General features: G+C 69.9%; 1 protein-coding gene. It reads right to left on the reverse strand.

All coding sequences use genetic code 11. From position 1 onward, the window contains the following. The coding region (locus EN852_RS40450; protein WP_135880020.1) for an ATP-binding cassette domain-containing protein at nucleotides 1–279 on the reverse strand (279 nt) is incomplete at both ends.

Consider the following 279-nt stretch of genomic DNA (forward strand, 5'->3'; position numbering starts at 1 on the left):
CCGGAAAGCTCCCAGATGCGCTTGTCGCCGGCATCGCCGAGTTTGACCAGCGACAGCAGCTCGTCGGCGCGCCGCGCCCTTTTGTCAGCGGACACGCCACGCAGCCGAAGCGCGAAGGCGACATTTTCCCGCGCCGTCAGCCAGGGAAACAGCGCGTCGTTTTGGAAGACCACGGCGCGATCGGAGCCAGGCCCGGTGATCGGCCGGCCGTCCACCGTTGCCAGGCCGCCCGAGGGCTCGACCAGGCCGGCGGCGACGTTGAGCAGCGAGGTCTTGCCG

This window comes from Mesorhizobium sp. M2E.F.Ca.ET.209.01.1.1 (assembly GCF_004010375.2).
Taxonomy (GTDB): domain Bacteria; phylum Pseudomonadota; class Alphaproteobacteria; order Rhizobiales; family Rhizobiaceae; genus Mesorhizobium.